Origin of the sequence: Sphingomonas sp. (assembly GCF_036269755.1) — a bacterium.
In the GTDB taxonomy this organism is placed as follows: Bacteria; Pseudomonadota; Alphaproteobacteria; order Sphingomonadales; family Sphingomonadaceae; genus Sphingomonas.
In genome coordinates, this window is sequence record NZ_DATBDV010000018.1 from 186,044 (window position 1) to 203,552 (window position 17,509).

General features: G+C 67.0%; 17 protein-coding genes and 1 tRNA gene. 13 read left to right on the forward strand and 5 right to left on the reverse strand.

The features are described from left to right. Positions 1 to 38: 38 nt before the first annotated feature. From hutI to VH326_RS11855, 6 genes are all read left to right on the forward strand, one after another. Positions 39 to 1,229, forward strand: a complete 1,191-nt coding sequence (gene hutI, locus VH326_RS11830; protein ID WP_329632026.1) for an imidazolonepropionase — start codon at positions 39 to 41, stop codon at positions 1,227 to 1,229. Next, a complete protein-coding gene (gene hutH / locus VH326_RS11835) occupies positions 1,220 to 2,740 on the forward strand; it encodes a histidine ammonia-lyase (RefSeq protein WP_329632027.1) in 1,521 nt (506 codons plus the stop codon). Before hutI ends, hutH begins: the two co-directional genes overlap by 10 nt. Next, positions 2,737 to 3,534, forward strand: a complete 798-nt coding sequence (hutG, locus tag VH326_RS11840) for an N-formylglutamate deformylase (RefSeq protein WP_329632028.1) — start codon at positions 2,737 to 2,739, stop codon at positions 3,532 to 3,534. Before hutH ends, hutG begins: the two co-directional genes overlap by 4 nt. Beyond that, positions 3,531 to 5,198 (forward strand): urocanate hydratase, encoded by a 1,668-nt coding sequence (gene hutU / locus VH326_RS11845; RefSeq protein ID WP_329632029.1) that lies wholly within the window; start codon positions 3,531 to 3,533, stop codon positions 5,196 to 5,198. Before hutG ends, hutU begins: the two co-directional genes overlap by 4 nt. Before the next feature lie 68 nt (positions 5,199 to 5,266). Next, entirely contained in the window at positions 5,267 to 6,067 is an 801-nt protein-coding gene (locus VH326_RS11850; RefSeq protein ID WP_329632030.1) for a hypothetical protein, read from the forward strand. 103 nt (positions 6,068 to 6,170) lie between these two features. Then, positions 6,171 to 8,093, forward strand: coding sequence for an asparagine synthetase B family protein (locus tag VH326_RS11855; protein ID WP_329632031.1), 1,923 nt, complete (start codon positions 6,171 to 6,173; stop codon positions 8,091 to 8,093). Between the two features lie 269 nt (positions 8,094 to 8,362). Here VH326_RS11855 and VH326_RS11860 read toward each other — a convergent pair whose 3' ends face one another. The 3 genes from VH326_RS11860 to VH326_RS11870 form a co-directional block, all read right to left on the reverse strand. Further along, entirely contained in the window at positions 8,363 to 9,256 is an 894-nt protein-coding gene (locus tag VH326_RS11860) for a glycosyltransferase family 2 protein (RefSeq protein WP_329632086.1), read from the reverse strand. A 29-nt stretch (positions 9,257 to 9,285) separates the two neighbouring features. Next, complete coding sequence (locus VH326_RS11865) at positions 9,286 to 9,651, reverse strand: PqqD family peptide modification chaperone (RefSeq protein ID WP_329632032.1); 366 nt, start codon at positions 9,649 to 9,651, stop codon at positions 9,286 to 9,288. Positions 9,652 to 9,693: 42 nt separating this feature from the next. After that, positions 9,694 to 9,767 (reverse strand) — tRNA-Gln (locus tag VH326_RS11870). A 210-nt stretch (positions 9,768 to 9,977) separates the two neighbouring features. Here VH326_RS11870 and VH326_RS11875 point away from each other — a divergent pair. From VH326_RS11875 to VH326_RS11890, 4 genes are all read left to right on the forward strand, one after another. Then, positions 9,978 to 11,009, forward strand: a complete 1,032-nt coding sequence (locus VH326_RS11875; RefSeq protein WP_329632087.1) for a Ppx/GppA phosphatase family protein — start codon at positions 9,978 to 9,980, stop codon at positions 11,007 to 11,009. A gap of 10 nt (positions 11,010 to 11,019) precedes the next feature. Continuing rightward, positions 11,020 to 11,697 carry an RlmE family RNA methyltransferase gene (locus VH326_RS11880; RefSeq protein ID WP_329632033.1) on the forward strand — a complete coding sequence of 226 codons (678 nt, stop codon included), beginning with the start codon at positions 11,020 to 11,022 and terminating at the stop codon, positions 11,695 to 11,697. 59 nt (positions 11,698 to 11,756) lie between these two features. Beyond that, a complete protein-coding gene (locus VH326_RS11885; protein WP_329632034.1) occupies positions 11,757 to 12,401 on the forward strand; it encodes a hypothetical protein in 645 nt (214 codons plus the stop codon). A 183-nt stretch (positions 12,402 to 12,584) separates the two neighbouring features. Beyond that, complete coding sequence (locus VH326_RS11890) at positions 12,585 to 13,292, forward strand: VC0807 family protein (RefSeq protein ID WP_329632035.1); 708 nt, start codon at positions 12,585 to 12,587, stop codon at positions 13,290 to 13,292. A 145-nt stretch (positions 13,293 to 13,437) separates the two neighbouring features. Here VH326_RS11890 and rpoZ read toward each other — a convergent pair whose 3' ends face one another. Continuing rightward, entirely contained in the window at positions 13,438 to 13,782 is a 345-nt protein-coding gene (gene rpoZ / locus VH326_RS11895) for a DNA-directed RNA polymerase subunit omega (protein WP_329632036.1), read from the reverse strand. 122 nt (positions 13,783 to 13,904) lie between these two features. Between rpoZ and VH326_RS11900 the strand changes: the two genes are divergently transcribed. Beyond that, on the forward strand, positions 13,905 to 15,077 hold the full coding sequence (locus VH326_RS11900) for a phosphatidylserine/phosphatidylglycerophosphate/cardiolipin synthase family protein (protein WP_329632037.1): 1,173 nt from the start codon (positions 13,905 to 13,907) through the stop codon (positions 15,075 to 15,077). On the opposite strand, the gene VH326_RS11905 is transcribed toward VH326_RS11900, so the two are convergent. Then, positions 15,070 to 15,699 (reverse strand): class I SAM-dependent methyltransferase, encoded by a 630-nt coding sequence (locus VH326_RS11905; protein WP_329632038.1) that lies wholly within the window; start codon positions 15,697 to 15,699, stop codon positions 15,070 to 15,072. The two genes, VH326_RS11900 and VH326_RS11905, sit on opposite strands and share 8 nt — an antisense overlap. 142 nt (positions 15,700 to 15,841) lie before the next feature. Between VH326_RS11905 and VH326_RS11910 the strand changes: the two genes are divergently transcribed. Further along, entirely contained in the window at positions 15,842 to 16,165 is a 324-nt protein-coding gene (locus tag VH326_RS11910) for an antibiotic biosynthesis monooxygenase (protein ID WP_329632039.1), read from the forward strand. Between the two features lie 47 nt (positions 16,166 to 16,212). Further along, positions 16,213 to 17,472 carry an MFS transporter gene (locus tag VH326_RS11915; RefSeq protein WP_329632088.1) on the forward strand — a complete coding sequence of 420 codons (1,260 nt, stop codon included), beginning with the start codon at positions 16,213 to 16,215 and terminating at the stop codon, positions 17,470 to 17,472. The last annotated feature ends 37 nt before the right edge of the window (positions 17,473 to 17,509 follow it).

The window sequence follows — 17,509 nt, forward strand, 5'->3', positions numbered from 1 at the left end:
TCTAGACATAATGGGGGTCGCGGGCAAGGATGCCGGGCATGGAGCGGACCTGGACCAATGCCCGACTCGCGACGATGGCCGGCGACGGTCTGGGCATCGTCGAGGACGGCATCGTGGTGTGTCGCGACGGCCGGATCGCGTATGCAGGCGCAACGGCGGATTCGCCGCAGCCGGTGGGCGAAGTGATCGATTGCGGCGGCCGCTGGATCACCCCCGGGCTGATCGATTGCCATACCCATCTCGTCCATGCCGGCGACCGCTCGGGCGAATGGGCGCAGCGGCTCGAAGGCGCGTCGTACGAGGATATCGCCCGCGCCGGCGGCGGCATCGTGTCGACGATGCGCGCGACTCGTACGGCGAGCGAGGCGGATTTGGTCGAGATCGCGCTGCCGCGGCTCGACGCATTGCTCGCCGAGGGCGTGACGACGATCGAGATCAAGTCGGGATATGGCCTCACCGTCGAGGACGAACTCAAGATGCTCCGCGCAGCCCGCGCACTAGAGCGCGAGCGCCAGGTGCGCGTCGCGACCACTTTGCTCGGCGCGCACGCTCTGCCCCCCGAATATGCCTCGCGCGGCGACGATTACGTCTCACTCGTCACTGACGAGATGATCCCCGCCGCACGCGGCCTCGCCGATGCCGTCGACGCGTTCTGCGAAGGAATCGGCTTTTCGCCCGCGCAAACCGATCGCGTGCTCGCCGCCGCACGCGACGCCGGGATGCCGGTCAAGCTCCACGCCGAGCAATTGTCCGCGCTCCACGGCGCGAGCCTTGCCGCGCGCCACGGCGCGTTATCGGCGGATCATCTCGAATATGCCGACGAGTCCGACATCGTCGCCATGGCGGCGGCGGGAACGGTCGCGGTGCTCCTGCCCGGCGCTTTCTATTTCATGCGCGAGACCAAGCTGCCGCCGGTCGACCTGTTCCGCGCGCACGGCGTGCCGATCGCGATCGCGACCGACTGCAACCCCGGCACCTCGCCGACCACGTCCCTGCTGTTGATGCTCAACATGGCGGCGACGCTGTTCCGGCTGACCGTGGGCGAGGCGCTGCGCGGCGTGACGGTCAACGCCGCCCGCGCGCTCGGGCTTGTCCAGGAGATCGGCACGCTCGAGGCCGGCAAGGCGTGCGATCTCGCGATCTGGGACGTCTCCGACCCGGCCGAATTGGTTTACCGGATCGGCTTCAATCCGCTCCACGCCAGGGTGAAGGACGGCGCATGCTGCTGACTCCCGGCGCCGTCCGCTACGCTGCGTGGCAGGCGATCTACGAAGGCGCGGTGCCGACGCTCGACCCTGCCTGCCGCCCGGCGATCGCCGAGAGCGCGGCCGCGGTGGCGCGCATCCTCGCGCGGCACGAGCCGGTCTATGGCATCAACACCGGCTTCGGGAAGCTCGCCAGCGTCCGGATCGGCGACGAGGATCTGGCGACGCTCCAGCGCAACATCGTGCTGAGCCATGCCGCGGGCGTCGGCGATCCGATGCCCATGCCGATCGCGCGGCTGATGATGGCGCTCAAGCTCGCGAGCCTGGCGCGCGGCGCGTCGGGCGTGGCGCCGGCGACGGTCGAGCTGCTCGAGGCGATGCTGGCCAAGGGGCTGATGCCGGTAGTGCCCGCGCAAGGATCGGTCGGCGCGTCGGGCGATCTCGCCCCGCTCGCGCACATGACCGCGGCGATGATCGGGGTCGGGGAGATCTTTGTCGGCGAGGAGCGGATGCCTGCTGCCGACGCGCTGGCCGAAGCCGGGCTCGCGCCGCTCGAGCTTGGGCCGAAGGAAGGGCTCGCGTTGCTCAACGGCACGCAATTTTCGACCGCTTATGCGTTGGCCGCGTTGTTCGAAGCCGAGCAGCTGTATCGGGTGGCGCTCGTCACCGGCATCCTGTCGACCGAAGCAGCCAAGGGATCGGACGCGCCTTTCGATCCCCGTATCCACGCGCTGCGCGGCCATCGCGGGCAGATCGAAACCGCCGAAGCGCTGCGCCGAATGATGGAAGGATCGGCGATCCGCGCGTCGCATCGCGAGAGCGATGCCCGAGTTCAGGACCCCTATTGCCTGCGCTGCCAGCCGCAGGTGATGGGCGCGGTGCTAACGCTGTTGCGGCAAGCCGGCGAGACGCTGGTCACCGAAGCCAACGGCGTGTCCGACAATCCGCTGATCTTCCCGGAAACCGACGAAGCGCTGTCGGGCGGCAATTTCCACGCCGAGCCGGTCGCCTTCGCCGCCGACATGATCGCGCTGGCCTTGTGCGAGATCGGCAGCCTCGCCGAGCGCCGCATCGCGATGCTGGTCGACCCGGCGCTGTCGGGGCTGCCCGCGTTCCTGACGCCCAGACCCGGGCTCAATTCCGGCTTCATGATCCCGCAAGTGACCGCCGCCGCCTTGGTTTCGGAGAATAAGCAGCGCGCTACGCCGGCCAGCGTCGATTCGATTCCGACCTCGGCCAATCAGGAGGATCACGTGTCGATGGCGGCGCACGGGAGCCGGCGGCTGATCGAAATGGCCGCGAATGTCGATGCGGTGCTCGGGATCGAGTTGCTTGCGGCCGCGCAAGGCTGCGATTTCCACGCGCCGTTGCTGTCGAGCGAGCCGGTCGAGCATGCCCGCCGGCTGTTGCGGGAGCGCGTGCCGACGCTGACCAAGGATCGCCACATGGCACCCGATATCGCGGTGGCGACCGAGCTGGTGCGGTCGAAGCGGTTTTTGGTCGCGGTGGGTGAGTTGCCGGGGGTGGCGCCATGACCTGGCTCCACGTCGAACCGCGCGACACGCCGCTGATCCTCGCCTTCCCCCACGGCGGGACCGAAATCCCCGACTCGCTTCTCCCAAGCTTCCGCTCGCACTGGTGGGCAATCCGCGATGCCGACTGGCACATCCGTGCGCTCTATGACGGGCTCGCCGACGCGACGATGATCTGGACCGACGTGTCGCGCAGCGTGATCGACTGCAACCGTGATCCGTCGGGTGCCTCGCTCTACCCTGGGCAGGCCACCACGGGACTTTGCCCGACCGAGACGTTCGACGGCGAACCGCTCTATCGCGACGGCGCCACGCCCGACGTGGCGGAGCGGAGAGAGGCCTGGTTTGCGCCCTACCACGCCGCGATCGAAGCGGAGATCGCTCGCCTGCGAACGCTCCATCCGCGCGTCGTGATCTACGATTGCCATTCGATTCGCAGCAACATCCCGCGCCTGTTCGATGGCGAGCTGCCCGAACTCAATATCGGTACGGATAACGGCGCGACTTGCGACGCGGCGTTGAGCGACGCGGTGGTCGCGGCATGCGCCGGCCGCAGCTACGTGCTCAACGGCCGCTTCCGCGGCGGCTGGACCACGCGGCACTATGGCCGCCCCGAGACCGCGGTCCACGCGATCCAGATGGAAATCGCGATGCGCGCTTATCTCGACGAGCCGCAGGGCGAGCCCGACGAGAGTAATTGGCCGCCCGCCTGGGATCCCGACCATGCCGCCCCACTGCGCGCCGACCTCGCGCGCGTGCTTGCGGCAGCACTCGCGTTCGCCAAGGACTCCGCATGACCCGTATCGACAATCAACGTCACATTGCGGCGCCGACCGGCACCGATCTTTCGGCCAAGTCCTGGCTGACCGAAGCGCCGCTACGCATGCTGATGAACAATCTCGACGCGCGCGTCGCGGAAAACCCGCACGAACTGGTCGTCTATGGCGGGATCGGCCGCGCCGCGCGCGACTGGGAAAGCTACGACCGCATTGTCGAGACGTTGCGCCGGCTCGAAGGCGACGAGACGCTGCTGATCCAGTCGGGCAAGCCGGTCGGGGTGTTCCGCACCCACGAGAACGCGCCGCGCGTGCTGCTCGCCAACTCGAACCTCGTACCGCACTGGGCGACCTGGGAGCATTTCGCCGAACTCGATCGCGCTGGGTTGATGATGTACGGCCAGATGACCGCCGGATCGTGGATCTATATCGGCAGCCAGGGCATCGTTCAGGGGACCTACGAGACCTTCGTCGAGATGGGCCGCCAGCATTATGGCGGTAGCCTCGCGGGCCGCTGGCTGCTCACCGCGGGCCTCGGCGGAATGGGTGGCGCGCAGCCGCTCGCGGCGGTGATGGCGGGTGCGTCGTGCCTCGCGATCGAATGCCAGCCGAGCCGGATCGAGATGCGGCTGGCGACCGGCTATCTCGATCATCGCGCCGACACGATCGAGCAGGCAATGGACATCCTCGACAGCGCCAAGGCCGCGGGCAAGGCAGTATCGGTCGGGCTGACAGGCAACGCCGCCGAATTGCTGCCCGAGATGTTCCGCAGCGGCATCCGCCCCGATTTGCTGACCGACCAAACCTCGGCGCACGATCCCGCCAACGGTTATCTCCCGCTGGGCTGGACACTCGATCAATGGTTCGAGGGCCGTGAGCGTGACCCCGAGGGCGTGGCGAAGGCGGCCAAGGCGTCGATGGCGGTCCACGTCCGCGCGATGCTCGATTTCCAGAAGGCCGGCGTGCCGACGGTCGATTACGGCAACAACATCCGCCAAGTCGCCAAGGACGAGGGCGTCGCCAACGCGTTCGATTTCCCGGGGTTCGTGCCCGCGTACATCCGCCCGCTGTTCTGCCGGGGGATCGGACCGTTCCGCTGGGTGGCGCTGTCGGGCGATCCCGAGGACATCTATCGCACCGATGCCAAGGTGAAGGAACTGCTGCCCGACAACGCGCCGCTTCATCGCTGGCTCGACATGGCGCGCGAGCGGATCCAGTTCCAGGGACTGCCGGCGCGGATTTGCTGGGTTGGCCTGGGCGATCGCCATCGGCTTGGGCTCGCGTTCAACGATATGGTCGCCAGCGGCGAATTGAAGGCGCCGGTGGTGATCGGTCGCGACCATCTCGACAGCGGATCGGTCGCCAGCCCCAACCGCGAGACCGAGGCGATGCGCGACGGCTCGGATGCAGTGTCCGACTGGCCGCTGCTCAACGCATTGCTTAACACCGCGAGCGGCGCCACCTGGGTGTCGCTCCACCATGGCGGTGGCGTCGGCATGGGCTTTTCGCAGCATGCCGGCATGGTCATCGTCGCCGACGGAACGCCCGAAGCGGCGGCGCGGATCGAGCGCGTCTTGTGGAACGACCCGGCATCGGGCGTCATGCGGCATGCCGATGCTGGTTACGACAGCGCGATCGATTGCGCGCGCGCGTCCGGGCTCGATCTGCCAAGCGTCGGCCGCTGACACCGCTAAGTTGTTCTGGACAGAGGCGAACCACCGTCCCACGATAGGTTCGGTCAAAGGGGACGGGCATGGCATCGGGATATAGCGAGACCGGGCGGACGGTATCGATCGGCCGCATCTTTTCGCGAACGTTCGGCGCGATCGGCAGCAATCCCGCGGTAATGCTGTTGATCGCCTTCGTGATCGGCGCGCTCCCGCAAACCGTGATCAGCTATTATCAGCAGACGCTCGAGGGGCCGATGCGGGCGGGGCTGGTCCGCCAGCGCGATTATTACATCGTGATGATCCTCGGCCTGCTCGCAAACATGGTGCTCGGCCTGATCGTCCAGGGCGGGCTGGTGCGCGCGACGATGACCGCGGCGGAGGGGCATCGCGCGACCTTGGGGGAATGCCTGTCGACCGGCTTGCGTCGCGCCCTGCCGCTCCTGGGGTTGGCGATCGTCATGGGCCTCGGCCTCATCCTGGGCTTCGCGCTGCTGATCGTGCCCGGCGTGATCCTGTATCTCGTCTGGTCGGTCGCGGTGCCGGTGACCGTGGTCGAACGCCGCGGCGTGATCGAGTCGCTGGGTCGCAGCGGCGAGCTGACCAAGGGCGCGCGCGGCACGATCTTCGCGCTGTTCGTGATCGTCTGGGCAATCATGCTCGCGGCGACGATGGTCGCGAGCGCGGCGGTGATGGCGATCTACGGCCTTCAGGGCTTCGCGCGCGCGCTGCAAAGCGGGCTCCCGGTGGCGTTCTTCATCGTCAATGGCGTGGTCACGACGCTGGTGAGCGTGTTCACCTCGGCGCTCCCGACGGCCCTTTACGTAGAGCTGCGCGACTGGAAGGAAGGCCCGACTGGCGAAACGCTGAGCGACATCTTCGCCTGATCGGCGGTGCGGCAGGGGAGCTAATGGCCCACCGGCATGGCTCTGGACTTCCGGAGCGATAGCTGTAGCCGTTATCTGGGGCTTCATGGACGAGTGAGGTTTGATGACTGCACTCGCCGGCTTCTGGGCACTGGACGGCTCGGGGGACCCGGCCGCCGCTTGCGAGCGGATGCTCAAGGCGCAGCAAATCTATGCCCCTTCCGATCGTCCCGTCGTGTGCCGAGACGATGGTGCGGCCATCGGCCGGCGGCTCTTCCGCCTGCTGCCGGAGGATCGCTTCGACCAGGGCCCCGCCCGTGGCCATGGCCGTTCCTCGCTCCTCGTCGCCGATGCGCGCCTGGACAATCGCCAAGACCTTTGCGCCGCGCTCGGCATCGGAGCGGAAGAAGCGCAACGTCTGCCCGAAAGCGCGCTGATCATGCAGTCCCTGGAGCGCTGGGGCGTCGAGTGCGTCGATCGCCTGCGCGGCGACTTCGCCTTCGCTTGGTGGGACTCGGCCGAGCAGCGGCTCGTCCTCGCCCGAGACTTTTTCGGCGGCAGGCCGCTCCATTTTCACCGTGGCAATGGCTTCTTCGCCTTCGCCAGCATGCCAAAAGGTCTCCATGCGCTGAGCGAAGTCCCGCTCGGGCCTGACGCGGAGGCCGTGGCCGGGTTTCTGGCGGTGATGCCGGAATCGGGAACGCGGACATTCTTCCAGGACATCGAGCGAGTCCCGCCCGCGAGCGTCTGCATCGTCACGCCAGAGAGCGTTTCGCTGCAGCGCTATTGGAATCCGGCTCCGCGCTCGCTGGCGCTGAGTCGCGAGGGATATGCGAGCGCGGTCCGAGCGCAGCTTGAGAAGGCAACTGTCGCGCGGCTGCGAGGGGTGAATGGCCGGGTTGCCAGCCATCTGAGCGGGGGCCTCGACAGCAGTGCCGTCGCCGCGACGGCGGCTCGGCTGTTGGCTCCCGATGGTCGGGTGGTGGCGTTCACGGCCGTGCCGCGTGCCGGCTATGATGGGCGTCTCGGCCCCGGCCGCTTCGGCGACGAAGGCGATCACGCGGCGGCGGTTGCCGCGCTCCACCCCAATCTCGAGCACATTCTGATCCGGAGCGGCCACCGCTCTCCGGTCGAACGGATCGACCGCCACTTCTTCATCTACGAACGGCCGCTGCTCAACCTGTGCAACGCCGTGTGGTCGGATGCCATCATGGACGCCGTCAAGGGACGCGGGATCTCCGTGCTTTTGACCGGCCAGTTCGGGAATACCAGCTTCAGCTATTCTGGACTCGAGCGGCTTCCCGAGCTGCTCGCCGGTGGCAGACTCATCCGGCTTTGCCGCCTGATGCTCCGCCTGCGGCGCACCGGCATGCCGCTTCGGAGCACCGCATCGCACGCGCTCGGACCTTTGCTTCCCGCCTGGCTGCGGACTGCGGTCGATCGATTGCGCGGACGCCGCACGACGATCAGCGACTATAGCGCGATCGATCCATCAGCGGCCGAGCGGGTTCGTGGTGACGCCCGCGCGGTGGGACGCGATTTTTCGGATCGCTTACGCCGCGATCCGGTTGCGGCGCGGCTCTGGACCATCGGACGATTTGACCCGGGACCTTACCAAAAGGGGTATTTGGCGGAATGGGGGGTCGATGTTCGCGATCCGACCGGCGACCGCGATCTGGTCGAGCTCTGCCTTTCGATCCCGTTGGATGCCTTTTTGGCGGGAGACCGCGCGCGCGGTCTCGCTCGCGACGCGTTCGCCGATCGACTCCCGCCGGCAGTGATCGACGAGACCAGAAAAGGCTTGCAGGCGGTGGACTGGCATCACGGGCTAGTCGCGGGGCGTGAGGCACTTTGCGATGAGGTCGACCGCATCTCCCAGCTCGCGGAAGCCGAGGGGCTGATCGACACTCAGATGCTGAGCCGTCTTGCCGCTGACTGGCCGGAAACCGATTGGAACGTCGGCGGCAATCAGGGCCGATACCGCCTCGCGCTGTTGCGCGGCGTCTCGGCTGGGCATTTCTTACGCAAGGCCACCGGCCGCAACTGACCCGCACACCCTGGAGGAGGCGATCCGCGAGCCGCCCGGTGGTTGAACGCTGCCCCTCAGGAGCCGAAGGCATTGTCCGGAAGGTAAAACGGACCTTGCTCGGTTGCGCTCATATCCAACTTCGACAGCTTCGGTTCCACCCACGGCCTGCGGCCATCCGCCGGTTGGGCTGGTCCTTGCGGAGTTTTCTCGGAATTACCGTCCATGATCTTCTCCGTCAGAGGATTCAGCAGCAACTCGTTTCAAACGTACGTAACCTAGCGCGACCGTCATGCCAAGAAGTCCATGTCCAGCCGATCGCGCAACGCCTGCGCAGCCTCCGCGTCGGCACTGCGCGACACCAGCCGCCGCCAATGGAGAACCACCCTTTCACGCGCCTCCCTGTCCGGCGACCGCAGCCGCCGCACGAAAAGGTCGGCGATCCGTTCGAGCTCGTCCTGTCCAAGTGGGGCGTTGCCGACCGCGAGGTCAAAGAGGGATCGCTCGTCCGCATCGGCCTGCGGCACGAGCTGCGCAAGATGCTGCATCTGGAGCTGGCGCTGCCGGTAGGCGGCAAGGGCGACGAGCCGATTGGTCTTCTGGCTGGGATGGATCCGGTAATCGGTGAGGATCCGCGGCAAGTTGGCGGTTCGGTATCGGGGCAATAGATGCAGCAGCTGCACCATCTCCGTCCGGACCACTGCCGAAGGAGGATAAGGATTTTCGCGCAGCACCTCCCCGCGAAACAAGGTGGCCGAATCGAGGATCGGACACGTGAACAGCGCCTCGTATCGTATGGCTTCATGCCCGCACGGAAAGCGTATCACGTCGCTCGCGTCGCCGAACCTGCGGACCCAGCTGCCGCAGACGTCCAAGCTATTCTCGGTCATATGGATGATCTGCGCGGCGAGCCGGTCCCGATGCCACAGGTCGTCATGGTCGATCCGCGCGAGATACGCGCCCTGCGCCTCTGCGATGCCCTCGTTCAGCGCCAGCGCCTGACCGGCATGGCCGCGCTTGAGGAGCTTTACGCGCGGGTCGCGCTGAGCCCAGCCCCGGACCAGATCCCGCGTCGTATCGGTGGAACCGTCGTCGACGACCAAGAGCTCCAGCGCCTCGTGGCTTTGCGCGAGGACCGAAGCGATCGTCTCGTCGATGAAGTTCGTGCCGTTGTGAACGGCCATGATCACCGAAACGAGGGGTCGGCCCCGTTCTAGGGCACGCAAGCGAAAAGGCCTTGGTCCAGCAGCGCTTCGACGGTGCTGAGCACTTGGCTTTCGCACGCGCCTCGATCGACCGCATAGAGAAGCAGAAGGGCGTCACAAATTTCGCCGACGCAGACCGGCCGAGCTGCCGCTTCCCATATCGCGACGCCGCTGCCCTGGAGCGCAAAGCAGTCGTTCAGCGCCTCCCGGATCAGCAGCAGCTCGTCTTCCCCCGGGGCGGCCAGCACGCCAGGCGCCTGCACGACGCGGGTGTGCAGCGACAATGGCGAAACCGCCGTCACAGCGAAGCCAGGGCGCGTTCGGCGCAGGCGACGGTGCCAAAAAATATCTGCCTCACCCCCGGTGTCTTGCATGGTCGCAATGGGGGCGCAACGGCCGAAGGACGCCGACAGCGCTGGATGCCCCGTGAGGATTCGAACCTCAATTAACGGAGTCAGAGTCCGTGGTCTTACCTTTAGACGACGGGGCACCAAGGATCGCGTGCTAGGCGGCGCGCTCTAGGGCAAGCGCGGCGAGCGGGTCAAGGGGCTCGCGCGCGGCCGTTCGCGTCCCGGCCGGTTCGGGCCTTCGCCTTGTCGCGCCCGGCCGAATGCGCTAGTCCTGCTCCCAAGCAGCGGAGGGCTTTGGGCCGGACCGCAAGAATATAAAGAGCGACGGCATGGGAGATGATCCCACGACGATGCCGCACCGGGACCGCGCCGCGCCGCAAGGCCCGGTACCGCCCCGTCCGGCCCCCAGCCCCAAAAGGCGCTGGCACGACGCGCCGCATTACGCCGCGCTCGACCTCGGCACCAACAATTGCCGGCTGCTGATCGCGCGGCCCACGGGGACCGGGTTCGCGGTGATCGACGCCTTTTCGCGGATCGTCCGGCTCGGCGAGGGGCTGGCGGCGACCGGGCAGCTGTCCGACGCCGCGATCGACCGCACCATCGCCGCCCTTCGCGTCTGCGCCGACAAGCTCCGCCGCCGCAACGTCACCGTCGCGCGGTCGGTCGCCACCGAGGCGTGCCGCCGCGCCGCCAATGGCGCCGACTTCATCGAGCGCGCGTATCGCGAGACCGGCATCCGGCTCGACATCATCTCCGCCGAGGAAGAAGCGCGGCTCGCGGTGCTCGGTTGCCATGCGCTGATCGAGCCCGGCGACGGGCCGGCGCTGATCTTCGACATCGGCGGCGGGTCGACCGAGTTGGTACTGGTCGACATGGCCGGCGACGAACCGCGCGTGCTCGACTGGCATTCGGCGCCGTGGGGGGTGGTGTCGCTGACCGAGCATGCCGGCGGCGGCGACGACGAGGCGGCGCGCCTCGCCGCCTATGCGCGGATGCGTTCGCTCGCCGCGGAGAGCTTCGCCGCGTTCGCCGAGCGGCTGCCGCCATCGCCGGTGCGCCCGCGCTTGCTCGGCACTTCGGGCACCGTCACCACACTCGCCAGCGTCTATCTCGAGCTCGACCATTACGATCGCGCGCAAGTCGACGGCCTGATCGTGCCTGCCGAATCGATGCGCCGGATCAGCAGCGACTTGTCGGGCATGTCGCTCGGCGAACGCGCGCGCTTCCCGTGCATCGGCACCGAGCGCGCCGACTTGGTGGTCGCGGGCTGCGCGATCCTCGAAGCGATCCTCGACGTCTGGCCCGCAGAGCGGCTTGGCGTCGCCGACCGCGGCATCCGCGAGGGCATCCTGCGCCGCTTGATGGGGGCGAACCGGCCATGAGAGATTTGGCATGAGGGGAACCGGCGGCGGCCGCACGCGAGTCAAAACCGCGCGCCGGCGGACCGCGCAATCGACCCGCTGGCTCGAGCGCCAGCTCAACGACCCCTATGTCAAGCGCGCCAAGGCCGAGGGCTATCGCAGCCGCGCTGCGTATAAATTGATCGAGCTCGACGAGAAGTTCGGGTTCCTCAAAGGGGCCAAGCGCGTCGTCGACCTTGGTCTCGCGCCCGGCGGCTGGAGCCAGGTCGTGCGCCGCGCGGCGCCCAAGGCGGCGGTGGTCGGCATCGACTTGCTGCCCGTCGATCCGATCGATGGCGTCACCATCCTGCAGATGGACTTCCTCGCCGACGCCGCACCTGCGCGGCTGATCGAGGAACTCGGCGGCGCGCCCGATCTGGTGTTGTCGGACATGGCGGCGAACACCGTCGGCCACCCGCAGACCGACGCGCTGCGCACGATGGCCTTGGTCGAGACCGCGCTGGCGTTCGCGATCGACGTACTGCAGCCGGGCGGAACGTTCGTGTCGAAGGTGTTCGCCGGCGGCGCGGATTCGGCGCTGGTGGCAGAGATGAAGCGGAATTTCGCGAGTGTGAAACACGCCAAGCCCCCGGCGAGCCGCAAGGGCTCGGTAGAGTGGTTTGTCGTGGCGCAGGGGTTCAAGGGGCGGCCGGAGGGGCTTGACGCCTGAAATCGATCGGGCAGGATCGTCATCGCTTGGCTGGGGAGCCGCAGCGAAAGGGGGCGTCGATGTTTTTCATTTCCTGGGGCTCAAGAGGCGCGATCTCGGAGGTCGGCCCAGCGGGGTTGCGTCACTGTCTGCGCTGCGACCAAGACTCGTGGTTCACGAAGATGGTCGCTTACCGGGTTCGCCATATATACTGGATCTTCCGCTGGGTGACGGAGCGTGTTCCGTACATGATTTGCGGCAATTGTGGCGCGGAACACAGCGCGGACGAAGGCGATTACGATTCGCCCGAGACGAAGGGCGCGATTTCGAAGTGGGATCGTCTGGGCTGGGCAATCGGCGCCGGCGGTATCGGTGCGTTGATCGCCACTGGATCGGTGGCGATGGCGTTCGACAAAGCCGCCAATCAAACCGAGATCGCGACCCCACGGATCGGCGATGTCTACGAAACCAATCTCGCCAAGCTTGTGACGAAGCCTGAAGCGCCAGTGATGTTCGGCGCGATGCGCGTGGTGAAGGTCAGCGCGACCGAAGTCGAGCTGGAAGTCAGCAACACGTATTACACCGACTCGCGCGGGGTTGAGCGCGATATGCGTGAAGGCAAGACGGCGGACGAAAGCTACTACGGCGGGAATCATCTGAACGTGCCCAAAGCATCGCTGGAGAAGATGTATGCCGACGGTGCCGTCACCGACGTGAGCCGCTAGCTCGACGTCGCGAGCGCCCGTACATCTGCAGACGCTTTTGATCCGGTATGTCTGTGAAGCTTAGCGCGATCGGCCGCGCCGCGACACCGTGAAGTTTGTGAACTTTGGCGCGCCGGTCGTTCACGCGTGCCCTTGCAGCTTGCGCGCTCGCCTCTATCCTGCCGCTTCCCAACGGAGGCACGCGTGGACGAGAAATCGGGGCGGATCGCCGGCGCTGTCGCCTGGCTCCGCAACAATGGCGGCCACGTCCTCGTCGAGGCGTTGGTCAATTTCATCCTGCCCTACGCGATCTACACGTATGCGGAAGCGCCGCTCGGTGAGGTCAAGGCGCTGGTCGCTTCCTCTGCACCGCCGACTCTGTGGAGCCTGATCGAGTTCGCGCGGCACCGCCGGATCGATGCGCTGTCGGTGCTGGTGCTGAGCGGAATCGTTTTGTCGTTGCTGGCGATGCTCGGCGGCGGCGGGCCACAGTTCCTGCTGCTGCGCGAGAAGCTCGTCACCGGCGCGATCGGGCTAGTGTTCCTCGGCTCGGCGCTGATCGGCAAGCCGCTGGTCTACGAACTGGCGCGTGCGAGCATGCGCCGCAAGTCGGAGGACCAAGCGCAGGAGTTCGAGGCACTTCGGGTCCACGCCGCATTCCGCCGCACGATGACGGTGATGACGTTGGTCTGGGGGTTCGGCCTGATCGCCGATGTCACGGTGGCGGTGGCGCTGGTGTTCACGCTGAGCGTGCGCGAATATCTGATCGTCAATCCGATCCTCGGCTATGGCACGATGGGCGCGCTGACCTTGTGGTCGTTTCTCTACGCGCGGCGGGCGAGGCGGCGCGGCGAGGCTCGGCGCGCGGCGGCGGAGGCGGAAGCGGTGGGGCTGGAGGGTGCGGCTGGGTAGGGGCGGTTACGAAGAAGGGCCCGCGATTGCTCGCGAGCCCCTTCTCTATCTCGCTGCGCCGCGGCAAAGCCGCGTCGTCGGTCGGGCTTCGCCGCCGGCCGTGGTCTCGGCTAGTTCCGGAATTAGCTTTCGCTAATTCCGGGCCTCAACCATCATAATCCCCACCCAGATTCTGGTTCCGCGGCGGCGCCGCCGCGGTCAGGCGGAGCGCTTCGGCCGATTGCGACAGCGAGCCGACCTCGTCGGGCGTGTCGTCGTCGTCGACCTGGACCTTCTGCATGCCGCTGATCACCGCTTCCTGCAAGTGATCGGGGCGCACCGTTTCCTCCGCGATCTCACGCAAGGCGACGACCGGGTTCTTGTCGCGGTCGCGGTCGATGGTGAGGTCGGCTCCGCCCGAAATCTGGCGGGCGCGCTGGGCTGCGAACAGCACCAGGTCGAAACGGTTGGAAATCTTGTCGACGCAATCCTCGACGGTGACGCGCGCCATGAAACGCTTCCTTCGCAAAAACCGGAATATGGGAAGTCGGGGCGCATAGGGCAACGCGCGCCCGAGAGTCAAGAAAATCGCGCGCTTGCCCGCGGCCGTAACGCTCGCGATATGAGGGGGTAATGGCCGCGCAACCCAGCTTCACCGTCGATGGCGATACGCTGCGGCTGATCACCGAGGGGCCCGAGCGGTTGCAAGCGTTGCTCGACCTCATCGCCGGGGCCGAGCAGTCGCTGCGCGTGCTCTATTACATCTATGTCGACGACGAGGCGGGGGCGAAGGTCCGCCAGGCGCTGATCGATGCCGCCAAGCGGGGAGTCGACGTGCGGCTGATCGTCGATGGGCTGGGCAGCGAGCATGCGCAGGCGCACAATTTCTTCGATCCGCTCAACGAAGCCGGCGTGGCGGTGTGCCGCTTCGTGCCGCGCTGGGGCCGGCGCTATCTGCTGCGCAACCACCAGAAGCTCGCGCTCGCCGACGAGAGCCGCGTGATCATCGGCGGGTTCAACATCCAGGATTCGTATTTCGGCACCGCCGAGGATCAGGGGTGGCGCGATCTCGGTTTCTATGTCGAGGGCCCGTCGGCGGCGCATTTGACGGGCTATTTCGACGCGCTCGATGCCTGGGCGAAGCGCGAGCATCCGCCGCTCCGCTCGCTGCGCGCCTTGCTGTCCAAGTGGAGCGAGCCGGCGGGCAAGACTCGCTGGCTGTTCGGCGGCCCGACGCGCAATCCGTCGCCATGGGCGCGGTCGGTGCGTGCCGATCTCGACCGGGCGATGCGCGTCGACCTGATCAGCGCTTATTTCGCGCCGAGCCCCGGCATGCTGCGCCGCCTAGACCGGGTCGGGCAACGCGGCGCCGTGCGGCTGGTGCTGGCGTCAAAGAACGATCACGGTGCCGCGATCTGGGCGTCGCGCTTCACTTATGCGGGGCTTCTCAGGAAGCGCGTCCGGATCTACGAATACCAGCCGACCAAGCTCCATACCAAGCTCTTCGTGATCGACGATATCGTCTATGTCGGCTCGGCCAATTACGACATCCGCAGCCTGTTCCTAAACCTCGAGCTGATGCTCAGAATCGAGGACAAGGCGTTCGCGGACTATGCCAGGGGCTATGTCGATGGCGAGATCGCCAATTCGGAAGCGATCACCCCGACGCTCTACAAGGCGCGCACGAGCCTGTGGACGCGGATCAAGCAAGCCGCGGCATTCTTCGTGATGACGGTGCTCGATTACAACGTGACTCGGCGGCTCAATTTCGGCCGAGAGAAGCTGACGCGCGACGACGTCAGTTAGCGTCGCCTGTGTCTTTCCACGCCCAGAAATTGTGGCTCGGCGGAATCGCGCGCCATTCGACCTTGTAATCGATCTTCGACCAGTGCGGCGTCAGGAAGTCGCGCACCTTGGGACGGAATTGATAGACCAGGAACGCGCCGCCGGGTTTGAGCGCGCGGTGGGTGGCGGCGGCGATTTGCGGCGCGACGCCCTTGGGCAGCGTGGAGAAGGGCAGCCCCGACAGGATATAGTCGGCCTTTTCAAACCCGTGGTCGGCGATGATCTTCTCGACGTCCTCGGCCGACCCGAGCACCGGAATGAAGCGCGAATCGGTGAACTTGATGCGCAGGTAATCGATGAAATCGGGGTTGGTATCGATCGCGATATAAGTGCCGTCCGCGGGCAGCCGGTCGAGGATCGCCTGGCTGTAGGTGCCGACTCCGGGACCGTATTCGACGAACAATTTGGTGTTCGGCCAGTCGACTCGCTTGAGCATCGTGTTGATCAGCGATTTCGACGACGCGATCACCGAACCGACCATCACCGGGTGCTTGAGGAACCCGCTCAGGAACATCGCCCACGGCGAAGGGAGCTTGCGCGCACGCGTCTCCTCATGGTCGAGGGCTAGGCGGGGGTTGGCCATGATCTTCCTTAGCTGTTCCGGCGCGCGGGCGCGGGGCGAGCGGCCCCTGTCGCAAAGCCCGAACGTTCGATCAAGCTTTTAGGACGCAGCCGGATCGCGTGAACGGGTTGCACCGGGGCCTTCGCGGGTTCATCGGCGCGGGATGGTGCAGCGACCGGCTGGTGAAATCGCGGTGATCTTCGTTTCGGATGTCACCGGCACCGATTCGGACGGGTACGAGGCCGCGGCGGCGGCGATGGGGGCACTGGCCGCGTGCCAGCCCGGCTATCGCGGGATCGACAGCGCGCGCGGCGGTGACGGGAGGGGAATCACCGTCTCCTATTGGGCCGACGAGGCGGCGGCCGTGGCGTGGCGCAAGAATGCCGAACACGCCGCCATCCGCGAGCGCGGGCGGGGCGTGTGGTACAAATCCTATTCGCTCCACGTTGCCCGCGTCGAGCGGAGCTACGACTGGCAAAAGCCGTGATCGCGCCGCGGCGGTTCGACCGCGATTTCGCGTTGCTGTTCACCGTGATGCTGACGATCGCCGCGGGCAATACCGCGTTGCAATCGGTGCTCCCCGCGATCGGCCGTTCGCTCCATGTTCGCGACAATGCCGTCGCCGCCGCCTTCTCGGTCTCCGCGCTGTTGTGGGTGCTCGCGGCGCCGTACTGGGCGGCCCGATCGGATCGCCAGGGACGTCGCGCGATGATCCTGCTGGGCGTGGGTGGCTTCACCGTCTCCCTGACCTTGTGCGGCACATTTCTGCTCGCCGGGATCAACGGCTGGATCGGCGGGACCGCGGCGTTCCTGCTCTTCATCGTCGGGCGCCTGATCTACGGCACGCTCGGCGCCGCCGCGCCGCCGGCGGTGCAAGCGATCGTCGCAGGGAGGACGACGCGCGAGGAACGAACCAAGGCGCTGACCCTGCTCGGCTCGGCGTTCGGTCTCGGCACGATCCTGGGTCCGGCGATCGCGCCATATCTGTTGCTCGGCGGCATCGGCGCGGTGACGATCGGGCTGTCCGGCCCGGCTTTCCTGTTCGCTTTGTTCGGGGCGGGCATGTTCGTCACCGTCCGCCGCATGCTGCCCGACGACCGCACCGAGGCATTGCTGGAGGAACCCGGCAGCCATGGCGCGGTCAACGCCTATCCGTCGATCGGCGGGCAGTCGTCGGGCGCCAGCATCACCGCCGCCACCGCGCTGCGCAGCGAAGCCGTGGGCTTCCTCGACCCACGCGTGCGAGCCTGGATGATCGCCGGCCTTGTTTTTGGACATGCTCAGGCGATGACCGGTCAGGCGATCGGGTTCCTCGTGATCGACCGGCTGCATTTGCCGCCGACCGAGGCGCTCCAGCCGACCGGCATCGTGCTGATGATGGGCGCGGGCGCGGCGCTACTGGTGCAATGGGGGCTGATCCCGTTGCTCAACCTGACCCCGCGCTGGATGATGCTGGTCGGGCTGGCGATCGCTGCGGCGGGATGCGCGCTGACCGGGCTCGCCACCTCGCTCTACGGCATCGCGACGGCCTACGCGCTCGCCAGCGTCGGGTTCGGCTTCACCCGCCCGGCCTTTACTGCGGGCTCGAGCCTCGCGGTCGGCCCCGACGCGCAAGGATCGGTCGCGGGGAAGGTCACGAGCGTCAACGGCGCCAGCTTCGTGCTCGGGCCGAGCATCGGCGTCGGGTTGTACGAGGCGCAGCATTCGCTGCCCTACCTGGTCGCGGGAGCAGCGTGCCTGGTGCTGGCAGGCTATTGCTGGCTGGTGCTCCGGCCGGCCTCCCATCGGGTGTGACCGGCTGCGGTTGAGGATTATCCGTGCCCGCGCCGAT

Excerpts from the sequence above, each read along its gene's own strand:
- hutI (WP_329632026.1), top strand. The coding sequence starts at position 39 with ATGGAGCGGACCTGGACCAATGCCCGACTCGCGACGATGGCCGGCGAC.
- hutH (WP_329632027.1), top strand. The coding sequence starts at position 1,220 with ATGCTGCTGACTCCCGGCGCCGTCCGCTACGCTGCGTGGCAGGCGATC.
- hutG (WP_329632028.1), top strand. The coding sequence starts at position 2,737 with ATGACCTGGCTCCACGTCGAACCGCGCGACACGCCGCTGATCCTCGCC.
- hutU (WP_329632029.1), top strand. The coding sequence starts at position 3,531 with ATGACCCGTATCGACAATCAACGTCACATTGCGGCGCCGACCGGCACC.
- VH326_RS11850 (WP_329632030.1), top strand. The coding sequence starts at position 5,267 with ATGGCATCGGGATATAGCGAGACCGGGCGGACGGTATCGATCGGCCGC.
- VH326_RS11855 (WP_329632031.1), top strand. The coding sequence starts at position 6,171 with ATGACTGCACTCGCCGGCTTCTGGGCACTGGACGGCTCGGGGGACCCG.
- VH326_RS11860 (WP_329632086.1), bottom strand. The coding sequence starts at position 9,256 with ATGGCCGTTCACAACGGCACGAACTTCATCGACGAGACGATCGCTTCG.
- VH326_RS11865 (WP_329632032.1), bottom strand. The coding sequence starts at position 9,651 with ATGCAAGACACCGGGGGTGAGGCAGATATTTTTTGGCACCGTCGCCTG.
- VH326_RS11875 (WP_329632087.1), top strand. The coding sequence starts at position 9,978 with ATGCCGCACCGGGACCGCGCCGCGCCGCAAGGCCCGGTACCGCCCCGT.
- VH326_RS11880 (WP_329632033.1), top strand. The coding sequence starts at position 11,020 with ATGAGGGGAACCGGCGGCGGCCGCACGCGAGTCAAAACCGCGCGCCGG.
- VH326_RS11885 (WP_329632034.1), top strand. The coding sequence starts at position 11,757 with ATGTTTTTCATTTCCTGGGGCTCAAGAGGCGCGATCTCGGAGGTCGGC.
- rpoZ (WP_329632036.1), bottom strand. The coding sequence starts at position 13,782 with ATGGCGCGCGTCACCGTCGAGGATTGCGTCGACAAGATTTCCAACCGT.
- VH326_RS11900 (WP_329632037.1), top strand. The coding sequence starts at position 13,905 with ATGGCCGCGCAACCCAGCTTCACCGTCGATGGCGATACGCTGCGGCTG.
- VH326_RS11905 (WP_329632038.1), bottom strand. The coding sequence starts at position 15,699 with ATGGCCAACCCCCGCCTAGCCCTCGACCATGAGGAGACGCGTGCGCGC.
- VH326_RS11910 (WP_329632039.1), top strand. The coding sequence starts at position 15,842 with ATGGTGCAGCGACCGGCTGGTGAAATCGCGGTGATCTTCGTTTCGGAT.
- VH326_RS11915 (WP_329632088.1), top strand. The coding sequence starts at position 16,213 with ATGCTGACGATCGCCGCGGGCAATACCGCGTTGCAATCGGTGCTCCCC.